This is a genomic window from Bradyrhizobium sp. USDA 4502 (assembly GCF_054063355.1).
In genome coordinates this window covers 6,491,441-6,507,500 of record NZ_JBSSGF010000001.1, presented here as the reverse complement: position 1 = coordinate 6,507,500, position 16,060 = coordinate 6,491,441, and the positions used below count along the sequence as shown (strand labels likewise).

The window sequence follows — 16,060 nt, the reverse complement described above, 5'->3', positions numbered from 1 at the left end:
GGCCAGCGATTCGTTGCGATAGGCGGCCAGGCTCGCATGCATCTTGCCGAAATGCGGATTGCTCTTGGAAAGATCCGCGTAGATCTCGTTGGCCGCGTTGTAGCAGGCTTCCAGCACCTCCTGCGGGAATGGTCGCAACTGCGCGCCGGCCACGATCAGGCGCTTCAGCGCCGGCGGGTTGACCGCGTCATATTTGCCGGTCACCCAGGTGAAGGTGTCCTCGGAAGCCGCCTGGATCGCTGCCTGATAGTGCTTCGGCAGCGCGTTCCACTTGTCCTTGTTCATCACATTGTGGCCCTGGCCGGTGCCTTCCCACCAGCCGGGGTAGTAGTAGAACTTCGCGACCTTGACGAAGCCGAGCTTCTCGTCGTCATACGGCCCGACCCATTCGGCGGCGTCGATGGTGCCTTTTTCCAGCGCCGGATAGATGTCGCCGCCCGCGATCTGCTGCGGCACCCCGCCGACCTTGGCGATGATGGTGCCGGCGAAGCCGCCGACCCGGAATTTCAAGCCCTGGAAATCCGCCATCGACTTGATCTCCTTCCGGAACCAGCCGCCCATCTGGGCGCCGGTCGAGCCGGTCGGAATGCCGATGCAGTTGAATTCTGCGAGCAAATTGTTGAGCAGGTCGGTGCCGCCGCCCCATTGCAGCCAGGAAATGTGCTGGCGCGTGTTGAGGCCGAACGGCAGCGACGTGCCGAAGGTGAAGGCGGGATTCTTGCCCCAGTAGTAATACAGCGCGGTATTGCCCATCTCGACCGTGCCGTTGGAGACGGCGTCCAGCACCTGCAAGCCGGGCACGATCTCGCCGGCGGCGAACGGCTGGATCTGGAAGCGGTTGTCGGTGATCTCGGCGACGCGCTTGCAGAAGAATTCACACCCGCCATAGAGCGTATCGAGTGCCTTCGGCCAGCTCGCCGCGAGCCGCCACCTGACCTCCGGCATCGATTGCGCGACCGCGGGCGCGGCGACCGCCGTCGCAGCCAGGCCGACGCCGCCTGCCTTCAAGAATTCACGACGTTTCATGCGTATCCCTCCTGTGTGCCGATACCTCGACAAGGGGAACGATCTTGGTGTCGTCTTTCTTCGCCGATCGATCGACGTTCTGTGATGAATGTGTCCGGTGGCCCTCGACGGGCTCTTGTTGTGGAAATCCGAGTTTCCGGTTCCGCCGGTCAGGATGATCGTTTGCCGGAGGAAATCAAGCGCCTGCCTTCGTTGCAGGTGCGAAGGACAATCGGCGCTGTCGGTCTCATCCGATACCCGCCGCGATGGCTGCCGGCCCTGCTGCGATCTGCTACGCAGGGCGGGTGGGTTGATGGGAGTTCAAGGACATGGCCAACAAGAAAATCGTGGTTGCCGGCGCAACCGGCCTCGTGGGCAACGCCGCCTTGCGACACTTCGGCGCATCCGACGATTGCGAGCGCATTGCGCTGTCGCGCCGCAAGCCACGCGATCTCTACGGCGCACGGCATGTGCGAATCGATCTCACCAGCGCGGAGGATTGCCGTCGCGCCGCGGCCGAGCTCGCCGGCGCAACGCACCTGATCTACGCCGCGCTCTATGAGGCGCCCAGCCTGGTCGATGGCTGGCGCGATGCCGGGCAGATCGAAACCAACGACCGGATGCTGCGGAATTTGATGGGCGTGCTCGAACCCGTCGCGCCCGATCTTAAGCATGTCGCGCTGCTGCAGGGCACCAAGGCCTATGGCGTGCATGTCCGGCCGCTCACGGTGCCGGCGCGCGAGGGCCGTTCCGAGATGTACGAGCAGCCGAATTTCTATTGGGCACAGGAGAATTTCTTGCGCGAGCTGCAGCGGGGCAAGAACTGGCACTGGAGCATCCTGCGCCCGGTCCTGATCATCGGCGAAGCCATGGGCGGCGCGATGGACCTGATCCCGCCGCTCGGCGTCTATGCGGCGGTGCTGCGCGCGCAGGGCAGGCCGCTGGATTATCCGGGCGGCGCGCCGCGCGTCGCGCAAGCGGTCGATGTCGATCTGCTGGCACGCGCGATCGCCTGGTCGGGCGACGCCGAGGCTGCGCGCAATGAAGCGTTCAACGTCACCAATGGCGACGTCTTCACCTGGGAAAATATCTGGCCGGCGGTCTCGGACGCGCTCGAGATGACGCCGGGCCGGCACGTGCCGCTGTCGCTGGCGCAGGAATATCCGAAATGGATCGAGCAGTGGGACGAATTGCGCAGGATGCACGACCTGATCGCGCCCGGCCTGGAGGAGTTCGTCGGCCTGTCGTTCCAATATGCCGATTACAGCATGCGCTACGGACAGACTGAAGCTGGTCCGCCGTCGATCGTCTCGACGGTGAAGATCAACCAGGCCGGCTTCACCGAGATGATGGATACGGAAGCCATGTTCCGGAAGTGGTTCAGGCTGGCGAAGGCGAGCCGGCTGCTGCCGTAAGTCGTTCTGCCCGCGCTCTCTCTACTCCCTCTCCCCGTTCTTACGGGGAGAGGGTTGGGGTGAGGGGCTTCTATCCGGCAGGCAGAACAGAACTTGTTGAGCACCGCGCCTCGCCCCTCACCCGGATCGCATCTTCGATGCGATCCGACCTCTCCCCGCAAAGCGCGGGGAGAGGTGAAGAGCACAGCTCGCGCTGTGAGTTGGCCGACGAGTTAGCGAGAAGCGCTACCGCGAGAATGCTACTTCCATCGCCTTGCGCGTCTTGATCGTATCGTTGCTCTCGTCGACCTCGACATCGCTCCAGCGCACGACAGCGCCATGGGCGACGTCGTTCTTCAGCTTCACCCGATGCGCAAGCCCGATCGGCAATGCGCCGGCGGCGAGGCTGGCGGCGGCCGGCATCAGCTTGCCCCACACGGTGTAGCCGCCCTCGCCGTCGAGCATCTCGCCGGCGCGCAGATTGCGCTTGGCCACCGCTGCGACGTCGCCGCGGAAGCCGCGCGGCTGCCCGGTCGGCTCGTTGCGCAGCGCCGCCGACAGCACGGAAATGTTCAGCTCGAGTCCGATCAGATGATACGGCTTGTACATCGCCGCATAGCGGCCGGAGGCGTCGGTCTTGAGGCCGTACTGCTTGAAGCAATCGGCGGCATAATCGTTGGGCGCCTCCAGCACCACATAGACGCCCCAGCGCAGATCGCGAAACACCGGACGGCCGTCGCGCTCCAGCGACGACACCACTTCGACGATGCCGGATTTCTCAAGCACGCCGCCCTTGTCGCGCGGCCGCATCACATGCGGCAGGTCGTCGACGCCGCAGGGCGGAAACAGCAATCCCTCCGACGGCACGTCGAGGGTGCAGGCATTGGCGATCGCCGCCATCTCGATCGCGGATTTGGTGCCGTCGAGGAAGGAGTTGAACATCTGCGGATTCATGCCGGCGGATTGCGCCTCGCCGGCGGTGAGCCCGTAATGCTGCCACACACCGTCCGGGGTGACGTCGTGATAGGCCGGCAGGTACTTCGTGCCTTTGCCGGCAGCGACGACGCGGAAGCCTGTCGCGCGGGCCCAGTCGACCATCTCGGCCGTCAGCGCCGGCTGGTCGCCATAGGCCAGCGAATAGACCACGCCGGCCTTGCGTGCCTCCTCGGCGAGCAGCGGCCCCGCCAGCACATCGGCCTCGACATTGACCATCACGACATGCTTGCCGGCGGCAATCGCCGCGCGGGCATGGCGGATGCCGACGGCGGGATTGCCGGTCGCTTCCACCACGACATCGAATGCGCCGCCGGCGATCGCACGTGCACCGTCGTCGGTGAAGGTGGTGGCGCTGATCCGCGCGTCGTCCCAGCCGACCGTGCGGCACGCCTCGCGCGCGCGGTCACGGTCGAGATCGACGATCACGGGCACTTCAAGCCCCGGCGTGTGCGGCACCTGCGACAGGAACATCGAGCCGAATTTTCCGGCGCCGATCAGGACAACGCGCACCGGCTTGCCGGCGGCGGCGCGGGTTTTGAGGAGGTGATGCAGGTTCATGATGCTTTCCAATTAGAGAGTCATTCCGGGGCGACGCGTAGCGTCGAACCCGGAATCTCGAGATTCCCCGATGCGCAATTGCATCTGCGGTTCACGCTTCGCGTGCCCCGGAATGACGGTCGAAGACTTTACTCTGCCGCCTGCCGCGGTGCACGGGCGAGCCGCAGCAGCGCGTCGTCGGCAACCGTCTGGATCGGCGTGAAGTCGCGGTGCGCAATGTAGTCGGGCCGCGTCGGGGTGCGGATGTAATTCGAGACCGCGTTCAGCGTCAGGTAGACGATCTTGCGCGGGTAGGGCGTGATGTTGCCGCTCGATCCGTGCACCAGATTGCCGTGGAACATCAGCATGCCGCCGGGCTTGCCGGTCGGCGCGACGATGCCGCCCTGCTTCACGAGGCGGGTCACGGTTTCCTCGTCCAGCGTCCACAGCGGATAGGATGTGGTTTCGAGATCGTGCGAGGCTTTCAGATCGCCCGCGGTCTGGCTCTGCGGCACCAGCATCAAGGGGCCGTTGATCGGCATCACCTCGTCGAGGAAGATCGCGATGTTCATCGCGCGCGGCTCCGGCATGCCGTCATCGCGCTTCCAGGTGCCGTAGTCCTGGTGCCACTGCCAGACGTCGCCGGTGAAGGCCGCCTTCGCGTTGATCTTGAACTGATGCATGTAGACCTTCTCACCGAACAGCTGCTCGATGGGGTCGATCATGCGCGGATGCGCGCCGAGGGTGCCGAACGCCTCATTGTAGAGATGCGCGGCGAAGGCCGTGCGCGGCGCGCCGCTCTTCTCGCGCCACACCTCGGGGCGATTGGCGTCATAGATCGAGACTGCCTCGCGCGCGAGGAAATCGACCTCTTCCTGGCTGAACAGCTCGGGCAGGAACAGCCAGCCTTCGCGATGGAAAAATTCGACCTGCTCTTGGGTCAGTTTCATGGTGCTTTCCTCCTGTTGTTATTGTCATTCCGGGGCGATGCGTGAACGTCACGCCGCCACGTCGATTGCCCTCAGCTTCTCCTCGGTCATCCGTCCTGCCGTCTGCGCATGCGCCAGCGCCGCGGCTTCTGCCGCTGCGGCATTGCCGGAAAAAACATGTGCGGCGATGGCCTCGTGCTCGGTCCAGGCGCTGCCGCGGTAATCGAGCTCGGCGAGCACGGTCGCCATCGAGCGGCGCATATGCGGCCATTGCGGCGCGATCATCTCCTCGATCGCGGAATTGCCGGCGAGGCGATAGATCGCGCTGTGGAAATCGACGTCGAGTGCGATCAGGCGCGCCAGCGGCGTGCCGTCGTCAATCGCGCGTCCGGCTTCGAGCGCGGCTTCGAGCTGCGTACGTGCCGCGGCATCTTCCTTTACACGCGCAGCGGCAAGCCGCGCCGCCAGCGCATCGATGGCGCCGCGGACTTCATAGAGTTCGCGGATGCGCTGCGGATCGAGCTGCGTCACCTCGAAGCCGCGTCTGCCGCTCTCCGCGACGAGGCCCTGGCGATGCAACAGATGCAGCGCGTGCGAAATCGGCTGGCGCGAGACGCCGAGCCGATCGGCAAGTTCGTTCTGGGTGATGCGCTGACCAGGCAGCAGCGTGCGGTCGATGATCGCTTCGAGCAATCGCCCGTAAACCTGGTCGATGAGGTTTGGAAGCGGGTCCAACGGGATCATACCGACTGTCCAGTTTGGAATACGGAATTCCGTGTTCGAAAAGGAGGCTACTGCGGGTTGCAGGAGCGGTCAAGGCCCCGGTTTGCGACCACGATAAGCGATTGAGAATGGGGCGGTTTTGACCGGGCCGCGCTGCGGCAGCCGTCCCAACGTCGTGATGGCCAGCCGTCCGCGTCTTTTTTGATGTGGGACCAGAGACGCGGATGCCCGGGACAAGCCCGGGCATGACGAGTTTTTCGGAAACGCTACTTCGCCTTGCCCAGCTCCATCAGCGTCCGCATCATCAGATAGAGCCGCGGCACGATCGAGTTGGTGTCGATGTATTCGTCGCGGGCGTGATAGCCCCAGCCGGCGAGGCCGAAGCTTTCGACCACAACGGCCTTGCCGCTGCGCGCGGCGTAGCCGGCGTCGGTCGCGCCGCCGGTCATTTCCGCGATGTCGAGCGTGCGCCCGAGCTCGGTGTAGATCGCCTGTCCCTGTCTGGCGAGCGCGCGGCCGCGATCATCGGCGACGAAGGGCGGACGGCCCGCGACGACCTTCACGGTCACCTCGGTGTCCGCGATCAGTCTGTTCTTCGCCTTCTCGTCGAGCGCGGCCTGCAGCTTTTGCACGCCGTCGGGAATGGTGAGGCGGATGTCGGCGCCGGCGGTGGCGTGATCGGGGATCTGGTTGCGCACGGTGCCGGCCTTCGCGGTGGTCCAGTTCAGCTGCGTGCCCGGAATCGATTTCGCAACGTCCTGGGTCTGCAGCAATTGATGCGCGAGCTCGATCAGCGCGTTGCGGCCGAGCTGCGGCGCGGCGCCGGCATGCGAGGCCTTGCCCTTCACATCGATCGTGCCGGTGGCGGTGCCGCTGGCGCCGAGCAGCAGGCTTTCATTTTTCGCGACCGGCGGCGCCACCGTCGGCTCGAAGGACAGCACCACGTCGTGCTGGTCGGCGAGCTCGGCGATGATCTCGCCGGAGCCGATCGAGCCGACCTCCTCATCCGGATTGAACGACACCGTGAGCTTGGCGTAGTCGCGCCAGCCTGCATCGTTCAGGATCTTCAGTGAATGCAGGATGACGGCGATGCCGCCCTTGTCGTCGGCAATGCCGGGTCCATAGATCCTGTTGCCGTCGACCTTGTAGGGCTGGGTGTCGAGGATGCCGTGCTCATACACCGTATCCATATGCGCGATCAGCATCAGCTTCTTCGTGCCGGTGCCCTCAAAGGTGCCGATCACCATGTCGGCGCCGGCGCCCTTCGTGGTCTTGCGGCGTTCGGTCTTGGCGCCGAGCGCCTTCAGCCGTGCCTCGGTGTAGTCGGCCATCTTCTTCAGGCCTTCGACATCGCTGGAGCCCGATTCGATCAGCACCATGTCGTGCAGGCTCTCGATCACCGCCGGCTGGGCCTGCTCGGCGGCCGCACGTAGTTTTTCGTCTGCGGCGGCTAAAGCGGAGGAGGAGGCAAGGGCGAGCAGGCCGGCCGACGCGAGCAATTTGATGGATAGTTTCATGATCGTCCTCCCTGCGCAGATGCAGGGAGACACTAGCATTGCGACTTTGCTGCCTCCAGCTGTGTCAGCTGCGCTCGAGCACCTCGACATCGAAGGTCTCGATCTCCGAGGCGTCGGCGGTCGCGTCGATCGTTGCGATCCTGTCGCCTGAGATCGTGACCCGCAGCACAATGCGCAGCGCGCCGCCGAAGATGACGGCAACGCCGATCCCGCCGTCGACCAGAGCGGCTTTCGCCGCCTGCGCGCGTCCCTTGAAGCTTTCGGCAACCGCTGCGGCGCCGCGGATCACCGGCAGCGAGCCGAGCCGCTGTGCGGCCTGATCGGCGCGCACCACGACGTCGGGCGCCAGCACGGCCAGCAGCCCTTCGAAGTCGCCGTTGCGGGATGCGGCAAGAAAGGCCTCGACGATGCCGCGCTGCCGGCTGAGATCGGCATCCGGTGCGGGCGGCGTACCCTGCACGCGACGCCTGGCACGGCTGGCGAGCTGCCGCGCGGCGGCCGGCGTGCGCCCGACGATCGGCGCGATCTCCTCGAACGGCACCGCGAACATGTCGTGCAGCACGAAAGCCAGCCGCTCGGCCGGCGCCAGCGTTTCCAGCACCACGAGCAGCGCGGCGCCGACGGAATCGGCCATCTCGGTCTCGCGCTCGGACGGATTGTCCGCGATCGGCTCCGGCACATGTGGGCCGATCGGCTCCTCGCGGCGCGATTTGCGCGAGCGCAGCATGTCGAGACAGATGCGCGCGATCACCGTGGTCAGCCAGCCCCCGAGATTGTCGACCGCAGCAGCGTCGGTGCGGCCGAGCCGCAGCCAGGTTTCCTGCACGGCATCGTCGACTTCGGCGGTCGAGCCCAGCATGCGATAGGCCACCGCCCGCAAGCGCGGCCGGTTGGCCTCGAACTGCTCGGCCAGAAATTGTTTCTCGTCCATCGGTCACATTCCCTTTGTCCGCTCCGTCATGGCCATGACGAACGAAACTGCGCCGATGTGACAACAGATCGGCGCAGCGGCGTCAAAGGACAAATCAGGAGAATGACATGATGAAAGCCCGCATGAACCACCCGGTGATGGTTGTTCCCGAGGCCATGAAGGCGTTGCAGGCGCTGAGCGAGAGCACCAAGCCGGCATTGCCGGAAAAGCTGCTGGAACTGGTGCATCTGCGCGCCAGCCAGATCAATGGCTGTAGCGTCTGCGTCGATATGCATCCGAAGCTCGCCCGGCGTGCCGGCGAGACTGACGAGCGGCTGTTCGCGGTCGGTGCCTGGCGCGACGCGCCGTATTTCACCGAGGCCGAGCGCGCCGCGCTGGCGCTGACCGAAGCGGTGACCCGGCTCAGCGACCGCGAGGATCCGGTGACGGATGCGGTGTGGGACGAGGCGGCCAAGCATTTTGACGAGCAGCAGCTCGCGTCGCTGGTGCTGGGCATCGCAGCGATCAACGTCTGGAACCGGCTGAACGTCGCGGTGCGCCAGCCGGTCGGCGCCTGGAAGGTGTGAGAGAGTAGCTTTCTTACTTCGCCTCTCCCCTTGTGGGAGAGGTTTCGTGCCTAAAATACTATAAAAATCAATTAATTAGATTGGCGGCGTCCCTACAGTGTCCTTATCGTCTCCGGGCTTGGGCTCGGGAGTAGCGGGTGGCCGTTCAGCCGGTTGTTGGGCAGCCAGCGTTGACAAAACGCCGCCAAACATGTCCGCGATGGACTTTCGCGGCTTCTTCTTCTCCACCTGTCGCTCTTTAAATTCCTCATAGCGGTCAGTTAGATCATAGACGTACTCAGTAATCGCGTTGACGAACGCCTGCAAATCCTCAGCGTCATCGCGCGAAACAGTGATGTCTTCCGGATGAGCGACCAGGTTTCGAATTGCGTGAAGGCTCTGGCTCCACTCATACAGTCGCTCATCAATAATTTTCCGCTCGTGCAACTGCCGGATGCCCTCTCCAAGCATGAGGTACCTTTTCCGATTTGATGCAGCTCCCGCTGAAGCTGCAGCGGGTTTGCCTTCCTTCGGCTCAAGAACATCGCGGCACAGTGCTTCGAGAGCGCGGCCAAGCATCATGCAAGCAGCAATGTTTGCTCCCACTTGGAGGGATAGGTCAGCTTCGAGCAAGGATTGGCGGAGCGTCCTTGGTATGCGATAGCTCGTAAATGCTTTCGGCGGGCTGGGATACACCCTGACTACGTCGCCGTATACATCGTATTCGGACCCCTCGTATCCAATGAAACGGGACTGCTCCGAGCGGCCCACCAAGACAATCTTACAATGTGGGCACTTTCCGACCGAGATGCGATGGCCATACGGCTCTCCTGCGTCGTCGTCGTAGTACGAGCTATCGACGTGAACTCCCTGTTCGGCCCCCACCTTGGCTCTGCAACGCGGGCAATCGATGATGAAGGTTGTCATGTGGTCGGCGGTTCACTTTGCTTTGGCGGGTGCAGTCATCAAGTCGAACAAGGTGGGCTGACGCCTAGACAGAGGCTCTTCTGTCTTGGTCATCAAAGGCGAGCTACGAGCAGGACGTCGGGGTCTAGTCTTGCGTTCCAATTTAAGTGCCTTGGGATCGGCAGTCGATACTTTGCGCAACTTAGCCTTTTCGTGCCAGCTGAGCGGAATGTGCCAAAAGCCAGGAGCTTTCCCCCGCTTGATACGATTTGCGATGGCTGGCCAATGGTGGATCAATAGAGAGCACTTGCGGAAGAAGTCCCACTGACTCCATTTTCCATCGAAGAAGAAAACTAGCATTCCGGCTTGAATGAGTGCCAACCTTTCGTGCGGCACGTATCGCATTTCCGTATCACCGGAAATGATTACCTTGCCGCCCGCATCAGCAAACCTCTTGATCCATGGCGCATCGTTCTTCTTGAGGTAATCGCCGTCGGCCTGCTTCGGCGTGTACTGCTTGGCGCTCGTAATCTCAAACGCGCCGATCTTCCGCTTTAATTGGCGTTCGTTGGCGAAAGTCTGGAAGACTTTGACCATTGCAATTGGAACATTCTCGTCAAACGCTATTTTCAAGCAGCCTTGCGCAGTTCTTGCTCAAATTTCACAGCTTCACGGACTTGACGTTCGGGCACTTCAAAAATGTCAGCCACAAACGCCACGCTTCCTTCGACCTTCACGGATTGTGCCAACGTTGCGGTCGGAATTCGGCTAGCTCTCAGGACGGGGCGCCCGAACGAAAAATGCGGGTGTACGATGACATTCGGCGCTATCCTTGGCCGTGGTCTCCACGAAATTGCGTCGCCCTGTGGGTCATACGTGATGTCGTCCTTCAATGACTTCATCACGACTGCAAGCATTTCAAAGTTCTTGGTGCGAAGATCATAAATGCTCACGCCGTTGCGTTGAGCGATTTCAGCAACAATTTTCTTGCCGTCTGTCTTGAAGACCGTATGCGTGGCGAACGGGTGTGGATGTTCTAACGTTTCCTTCACTTCATCCATGATCTTGCGGATTTCGCGCAAGCCAACACCCGCATTTGCGAACGTCGCTACGAAACGCAATTCCATGAGATTGGTGAAACTCACAGCGACCTTGCCGCCGACCCGGCCGAGCTGATTGTCGATCACGGCAAGTTGCTTGCCGGTATGTCCCTCAACCCAGACCCGAACTGTGTCCTGCGGCGCTTGCACAAGCTCAGCGACCTCGGGGATTGTGTAAATCCCCGTCTCCAGCAGATCTGGCTTGGAGGTCTTTTCCATCTGGCGAGCCGTGCACCCGGTATGCGTGCAACTCTCTTATGCACTAAATCAGGACTTGTTGGCAAATCGGACTAAAGGCTAAGCTTTGCCAGGGATGACTTTTCTCACCCCGGCCGCGCGGTAACCTTCCAACGCCCCTATCTGGACGGTGACTGCCTGTCGGCGTTTCGATAAAAGCAAAGCAAATGGGGGACCAATACGTGTTCGAACAAACTTTTAAAAACATCGACGATGTTCTGTGGAAAGAGGCCGGTTGCGCCACGGAACTGGACTACACCGAGCAGACCTCGTGGATTTTGTTTCTCAAGTATCTTGATGATCTTGAGCGGGCCAATGAGCAGAAGGCCGAGTTGGAGGGCAAAACATACCAGCCGATTATCGACGCAAAACACCGCTGGTCCGTGTGGGCTGCGCCCAAGAAAAAAGACGGCACGTTCGACCACGACAAGGCGAGGACCGGCGATGACCTCATCGCGTATGTCGACGACAAGCTGTTTCCCTACCTGAAAGGCTTCCGCACCCGAGCGGAAGGCGCGAACACAATCGAATACAAGATTGGCGAAATCTTCTCCGAAATCGAAAACAAGTTTCGCAGTGGCTATTCGTTGCGCGATGCGCTTGAACTCGTCGATCAACTCAGCTTCCGATCGCAGCAGGAAAAACACGAGCTATCGCATCTATATGAGGCGAAGCTTCGCAACATGGGCAATGCGGGACGAAACGGCGGCGAGTACTACACGCCTCGTCCCCTGATCCGAGCGATGATCCAAGTAGTCGGGCCGCAGGTCGGCGAGCGCATCTATGATGGCGCGTGTGGCTCGGCTGGCTTCTTATGCGAGGCATTTGAATATCTGACCCACGAGCGCGCCAAGCTTTCGACCAAGGACCTCAAGACGCTTCAGGAGAAGACATTCTTCGGCAAGGAGAAGAAGAGCCTCGCCTACGTAATCGGCATCATGAACATGATCCTGCACGGCATCGAGGCGCCGAACGTCGTCCACGTCAACACCCTCGCTGAGAATATCAGCGACATCCAGAACAAGGAACGCTTTGACGTAGTGCTGGCTAATCCACCATTTGGTGGCAAGGAGCGCGCGGAGGTTCAGCAGAACTTCCCGATCAAGACCAGCGAGACGGCATCCCTATTTCTTCAACATTTCATTAAGTCTCTGAAGGCGGGAGGCCGAGCAGCTATCGTTATCAAGAACACGTTCTTGTCAAACACTGACAATGCGTCGGTTGGGCTACGCAAAGAGCTTTTGGAGAACTGCAGCCTTCACACAGTGCTGGACATGCCTGCGGGTACGTTTCACGGAGCGGGTGTCAAAACCGTGGTGCTGTTCTTCGCTAAGGGCGCTCCAACTCAGAGAATCTGGTTCTATAAGCTCGATCCAGGCCGCAATCTCGGAAAGACCAATCCGCTCAACGATGGCGACCTGAAGGATTTCGTCGCTCTGCAAGCGCAATTCAAAGATAGCGAAAATTCGTGGTCCGTTGAGATTAAGAGCATCAACAAGACGACCTACGACCTAACGGTGAAGAACCCGAACAAGTCCGACGTGGTAGTGCCGCGCGACCCCAAGGACATTATCGCCGAGATGGCGGCACTTGATGCGGAAAGTGCCAAAATCCTCGCGCGAATTGGGAGCGCGCTGTGACGGAGCGCTGGCGTCGAGCTACGATTGGGGAAGTCTGCGACGTAGTAAATGGCGGAACCCCGAAAACGGGAGTGGCGGCCAATTGGGGCGGGCCGCACATGTGGATTACGCCGGCAGAAATGGGCGGACGAAGTGATCCCTATATCGCAGAAACGGAAAGGCAGCTTACGGACGCGGGGTTGGCAGCCGCAAACTTGCTGCCGGTCCATTCTGTAATTTTATCGTCCCGCGCTCCCATAGGTCACTTGGTGATCAACACCGCGCCGATGGCTACCAATCAAGGCTGCAAAGGATTGGTGCCTAAACCCGACCTCGATTACAAATATCTTTTCTACTATCTCAAGAGCATTGTCGGATTGCTTAACGAGCTGGGAACCGGGGCAACATTTAAGGAGCTTTCAGGAGGCAAGCTGAAGGAAGTGCCTATTCCTCTTCCCCCACGCGACCAGCAACAAAGCATTGTTGATATTCTGGACGAGACCTTTGCGGGACTAACGGCCGCGACCGTCAATGCCGAAAAAAATCTGGAGAACGCCCGCGAGTTGTTCGAAGCCGCGTTGGTTGCCGATGTTTTCGGCAATGCCGATGAGCAGGACTGGCAAGTAACGACAGTTGCAGAGCTAGCGCTAGCTGAGAAGGGCTCAATAAGGACAGGGCCGTTCGGGAGCCAACTGTTGCACAGCGAATTTGTTGATAGCGGCATAGCCGTTCTCGGGATCGACAATGCGGTCATGAACGAATTCCGGTGGGGGAAACCACGTTTCATTACGAAAAAAAAGTTTGCGCAGCTTTCTCGATACCAGGTCCAGCCAGCCGACGTTCTGATCACTATAATGGGCACTTGCGGCCGTTGCGCCATCGTGCCTGACGATATTCCTGTAGCCATCAATACAAAGCATCTTTGCTGTATTTCTCTCGACCAGACGCGATGTCTCCCACAATTTTTACATGCCTATTTTCTGTATCACCCCGTTGCTCGGACATACCTGGCCGAACAAGCGAAAGGCGCAATCATGGCGGGCCTGAACATGGGCATTATCCAGAGGATGCCTGTTCGTTTGCCGCCGATACCGCAACAACGGCTAATAATTGAGAAGATGGATTTGCTGTTGCAGGAGACGCGGTGTCTAGAAGAGAATTACAAGGGTAGGATCAAGATTATTGAAGAGTTGAAGCGAGCCATCATGCACAGGGGGTTTTCTGGCAAGCTGACCTCATCGCTGTCACAGGCCATTGAAGAGGCTGCCGAGTGAACGAGGCCGAGACCCGCGCCGAGCTGATCGATCCTGCTTTGAAGGCAGCCGGTTGGGGTGTCGTTGCCGATAGCCGGGTCCGCCGCGAGGAAATCTGCCCCGGTCGGATCGAAGGGGCGGGGCGACGAGGTAAGGCCGAGATCGCAGACTACGTGCTGACGTTTCGCAATCACAAGCTGGCCGTTATCGAAGCCAAGGCGCGTGACAAGGGCGATACGGACGGTCTCGCGCAGGCGAAGGCATATGCTCAGCGCCTGCAGGCACGGTTTGCTTATTCGACCAATGGCCGCCGTATCTACCGCGTCGATATGGCGACCGGAGCCGAAGCCTACGTCGAAGGTTATCCGACGCCGGAGGAACTTTGGGCCGACGTTTTCAAGTCGAAGAACGAGTGGCGTGACCGCTTTGCCGCCGTGCCATTCGAGGAACGGGGCGGCGCCTGGCAGACGCGATATTACCAGCACAATGCCATCGAGAATGCACTGGAAGCGGTGGCCGTAGGCAAGCAGCGCATTCTCCTGACGCTTGCCACCGGCACCGGCAAGACAGCCATCGCATTTCAAATCGCTTGGGCATTGTTCCAAAGCCGCTGGAACTTGTCGCGGAAGCCGGAACGGCGTCCGCGCATCCTGTTTCTTGCCGACCGTAACATCCTGGCCGATCAAGCTTACAACGCGTTCTCAGCGTTCCCTGAGGATGCGCTGGCGCGCATTAAGCCGGACGAAATCCGCAAGAAGGGCCGCGTGCCGAAGAACGCCAGCATCTTCTTTACGATCTTCCAGACCTTCATGAGCGGCGCTGGCGAAGATGGTGAACCGGCACCCTATTTCGGTGACTACCCGAAGGATTTCTTTGACTTCATTATCATCGACGAGTGCCATCGCGGAGGCGCTAACGACGAGAGCAACTGGCGCGACATCCTGAACTATTTCTCACCAGCCGTACAGCTTGGCCTGACCGCTACGCCGAAGCGCCGGGACAATGTCGATACTTACGCCTACTTCGGCGAGCCGGTTTACACCTATTCACTGAAGGACGGCATTAATGATGGCTTTTTGACGCCGTTCAAGGTCAGGCAAATAGCGACCACCCTCGACGACTACATCTACACACCGGACGATACTGTCGTCGAGGGCCAAGTCGAAGAAGGCAAGCGTTACACCGAAGCGCAGTTCAACCGCATCATCGAAATATCGGAGCGGGAACGTCATCGTGTGAGACTATTCATAGAGCAGATAGACCAGCGCGAGAAGACGTTGGTCTTTTGCGCCACGCAGGAGCACGCTCGCGTGGTGCGCGATGCCATCAACCAGTTCAAGACCAGTAGCGATCCTAACTACTGCGTCCGCGTGACGGCGGAAGACGGTGCGTTGGGCGATCAATGGCTACGCACGTTTCAAGACAACGAGAAGACTATCCCGACGATCCTGACCACTTCGCAGAAGCTTTCAACCGGCGTCGATGCCCGCAACGTGCGCAACATCGTTTTGCTCCGGCCGGTCGGGACCATGATCGAGTTCAAGCAAATTATCGGGCGCGGCACGCGGCTGTTCGACGGCAAGGACTATTTCACGATCTACGACTTCGTGAAGGCATACGAGCACTTCAACGACCCGGAATGGGACGGAGAGCCGATTGCGCCGGAGGCCGGAAGCTTGCGACAAAAGGGAAAGGAGGAGCCCGACAAGAGGACGGGTGGCGACGACGAACCGCCGCGCGAACGTCCAGCACAAATCAAGATCAGGCTGGCGGACGGGAAGGAACGAACCATCCAGAACATGATGGCGACGAGCTATTGGAGCCCCGACGGCAAGCCGATATCTGCTAACCAGATGATCGAGAGGCTCTTTGGCGAGTTGCCGCGAATGTTCAAGGACGAGGACGAACTGCGAAGCCTGTGGAGCAAGCCAGACACCCGCAAGGCGCTGCTGCAAGGGCTCTCCGAGAAAGGCTTCGGTCCCGACCAGTTGGACGAGATAGGCCGGATAATCAACGCCGACAATAGCGACGTTTTCGATGTACTGGCCTACATCGCATTCGCGCTCCCGCCAATCACGCGGCTGGACCGGGTTCACGAACGTCGCGTAGCGATCATGCTCGGGCATGATCCTAAACTCCAAGTGTTCCTCGATTTTGTTCTGACGCAGTACGTTCAACAGGGCGTAAGCGAACTAGATCAGGGAAAACTCGGACGTCTGCTCGAACTTAAGTATCACACGATTGATGACGCCACCTCAGCGCTCGGCAACGTTGGAGTAATCCGGGACGCCTTCGTCGGCTTCCAACGGCACCTTTATGAACGCACAGCGAAACCAACGGGGTGACGAGCTATAATTTAGTTTGGAGT

At 60.5% G+C, this 16,060-nt stretch carries 14 protein-coding genes (1 of these 14 only partly in view); 5 read left to right on the top strand and 9 right to left on the bottom strand.

Annotated features, from left to right (window positions below; genetic code table 11):
• Positions 1-1,026: the 5' portion of a TRAP transporter substrate-binding protein gene (locus ACVW1B_RS30435; protein WP_057017852.1), read on the bottom strand. 63 nt of this gene lie to the left of the window's left edge; only the first 1,026 of its 1,089 coding nucleotides appear in the window; its start codon is at positions 1,024-1,026; its stop codon lies off the left edge, out of view.
• A gap of 308 nt (positions 1,027-1,334) precedes the next feature.
• On the opposite strand from ACVW1B_RS30435, the gene ACVW1B_RS30430 reads away from it, so the two are divergent.
• Complete coding sequence (locus tag ACVW1B_RS30430) at positions 1,335-2,420, top strand: NAD-dependent epimerase/dehydratase family protein (protein WP_456822704.1); 1,086 nt, start codon at positions 1,335-1,337, stop codon at positions 2,418-2,420.
• Between the two features lie 225 nt (positions 2,421-2,645).
• On the opposite strand, the gene ACVW1B_RS30425 is transcribed toward ACVW1B_RS30430, so the two are convergent.
• The 5 genes from ACVW1B_RS30425 to ACVW1B_RS30405 all read right to left on the bottom strand — a co-directional run bounded on the left by ACVW1B_RS30425 (position 2,646) and on the right by ACVW1B_RS30405 (position 8,032).
• The gene (locus tag ACVW1B_RS30425) at positions 2,646-3,953 is read right to left on the bottom strand and encodes an NAD(P)H-dependent oxidoreductase (protein ID WP_253606708.1); all 1,308 of its coding nucleotides are present in this window, start codon (positions 3,951-3,953) and stop codon (positions 2,646-2,648) included.
• A 128-nt stretch (positions 3,954-4,081) separates the two neighbouring features.
• Positions 4,082-4,882, bottom strand: coding sequence for a phytanoyl-CoA dioxygenase family protein (locus ACVW1B_RS30420; RefSeq protein WP_050425629.1), 801 nt, complete (start codon positions 4,880-4,882; stop codon positions 4,082-4,084).
• A 48-nt stretch (positions 4,883-4,930) separates the two neighbouring features.
• Complete coding sequence (locus ACVW1B_RS30415) at positions 4,931-5,605, bottom strand: GntR family transcriptional regulator (RefSeq protein WP_253606710.1); 675 nt, start codon at positions 5,603-5,605, stop codon at positions 4,931-4,933.
• Between the two features lie 245 nt (positions 5,606-5,850).
• Positions 5,851-7,101: a M20/M25/M40 family metallo-hydrolase gene (locus tag ACVW1B_RS30410; RefSeq protein WP_253606712.1), complete on the bottom strand. Its 1,251-nt coding sequence runs from the start codon at positions 7,099-7,101 to the stop codon at positions 5,851-5,853.
• 64 nt (positions 7,102-7,165) lie between these two features.
• Entirely contained in the window at positions 7,166-8,032 is an 867-nt protein-coding gene (locus ACVW1B_RS30405) for a sigma-70 family RNA polymerase sigma factor (RefSeq protein WP_253606713.1), read from the bottom strand.
• A 110-nt stretch (positions 8,033-8,142) separates the two neighbouring features.
• Here ACVW1B_RS30405 and ACVW1B_RS30400 point away from each other — a divergent pair, with 110 nt between their 5' ends.
• Positions 8,143-8,598: a carboxymuconolactone decarboxylase family protein gene (locus tag ACVW1B_RS30400; protein WP_028341912.1), complete on the top strand. Its 456-nt coding sequence runs from the start codon at positions 8,143-8,145 to the stop codon at positions 8,596-8,598.
• A gap of 75 nt (positions 8,599-8,673) precedes the next feature.
• Here the strand turns inward: ACVW1B_RS30400 and ACVW1B_RS30395 are convergent, their stop codons facing one another.
• The 3 genes from ACVW1B_RS30395 to ACVW1B_RS30385 form a co-directional block, all read right to left on the bottom strand.
• Positions 8,674-9,210 carry a DUF4145 domain-containing protein gene (locus tag ACVW1B_RS30395; RefSeq protein WP_456822703.1) on the bottom strand — a complete coding sequence of 179 codons (537 nt, stop codon included), beginning with the start codon at positions 9,208-9,210 and terminating at the stop codon, positions 8,674-8,676.
• A gap of 306 nt (positions 9,211-9,516) precedes the next feature.
• Positions 9,517-10,116: a PIN-like domain-containing protein gene (locus ACVW1B_RS30390; protein ID WP_456822702.1), complete on the bottom strand. Its 600-nt coding sequence runs from the start codon at positions 10,114-10,116 to the stop codon at positions 9,517-9,519.
• Positions 10,113-10,802: a hypothetical protein gene (locus ACVW1B_RS30385; protein ID WP_456822701.1), complete on the bottom strand. Its 690-nt coding sequence runs from the start codon at positions 10,800-10,802 to the stop codon at positions 10,113-10,115. Before ACVW1B_RS30385 ends, ACVW1B_RS30390 begins: the two co-directional genes overlap by 4 nt.
• Before the next feature lie 200 nt (positions 10,803-11,002).
• Between ACVW1B_RS30385 and ACVW1B_RS30380 the strand changes: the two genes are divergently transcribed.
• The 3 genes from ACVW1B_RS30380 to hsdR are packed head-to-tail and all read left to right on the top strand — an operon-like array spanning position 11,003 to position 16,037.
• Positions 11,003-12,460, top strand: a complete 1,458-nt coding sequence (locus tag ACVW1B_RS30380; protein ID WP_456822700.1) for an N-6 DNA methylase — start codon at positions 11,003-11,005, stop codon at positions 12,458-12,460.
• Positions 12,457-13,713, top strand: a complete 1,257-nt coding sequence (locus ACVW1B_RS30375) for a restriction endonuclease subunit S (RefSeq protein ID WP_456822699.1) — start codon at positions 12,457-12,459, stop codon at positions 13,711-13,713. Before ACVW1B_RS30380 ends, ACVW1B_RS30375 begins: the two co-directional genes overlap by 4 nt.
• On the top strand, positions 13,710-16,037 hold the full coding sequence (gene hsdR / locus ACVW1B_RS30370) for an EcoAI/FtnUII family type I restriction enzme subunit R (protein WP_456822698.1): 2,328 nt from the start codon (positions 13,710-13,712) through the stop codon (positions 16,035-16,037). Before ACVW1B_RS30375 ends, hsdR begins: the two co-directional genes overlap by 4 nt.
• Positions 16,038-16,060: the final 23 nt, after the last annotated feature.